The organism is Komagataeibacter sp. FXV3 (genome assembly GCF_015155755.1).
Taxonomy (GTDB): domain Bacteria; phylum Pseudomonadota; class Alphaproteobacteria; order Acetobacterales; family Acetobacteraceae; genus Komagataeibacter.
In genome coordinates this window covers 1-513 of record NZ_VWPI01000208.1, presented here as the reverse complement: position 1 = coordinate 513, position 513 = coordinate 1, and the positions used below count along the sequence as shown (strand labels likewise).

Genomic DNA, 513 nt, shown 5'->3' with positions numbered 1-513 from the left:
CGCTGGGTGGTTGAACGAACATTCGCCTGGCTGGGACGGTGCAGGCGGCTCGCCAAAGATTGGGAAAAGTCCATTGCTTCCTCAACCGCATGGACATTGATCGCCTCGATCCGCATGCTCACACGACCGACGGACAGCAAGGCATTATCAAGCTTGAAAAACTTTCGGATCGGGCTCTAAGTGTCTGACCGAAAATGAGTTGAGTGATTTCAGCAGGTTATGATTCATGGGTTTGCGAGAACCTGATGAGATCAAGATGGCCTGGACTGAAATCACCCGCGCGCAGTATCAAAGGGACGACCTGGAATATGCAAGCGACCTGCGCGATGCGGAGTGGGCGCTGATTGCGCCGCTGATGCCCGAGAAGAAACGGCTGGGCAGACCACGGTAATCCCCCCATTTTTAGTGGGGTGCTGAATGAGAATTCAGGCAGCTGTTTTTAGTTTCTGGGCGGGGGTTAGCCCGCTGTTCCCCATGTTGGGTCTGTCATGGTTATATGTCCAGAGCCATTGT

At 53.8% G+C, this 513-nt stretch carries 1 protein-coding gene and 1 pseudogene; both read left to right on the top strand.

What is annotated here, in order from left to right; all coding sequences use genetic code 11:
* Nucleotides 1-180: transposase (locus F1542_RS16980; RefSeq protein ID WP_193733983.1), on the top strand; the 180-nt coding region annotated here is incomplete at its 5' end.
* 76 nt (nucleotides 181-256) lie between these two features.
* Nucleotides 257-388, top strand: a pseudogene (locus F1542_RS16975) (transposase); the annotation flags it as partial.
* Nucleotides 389-513: the final 125 nt, after the last annotated feature.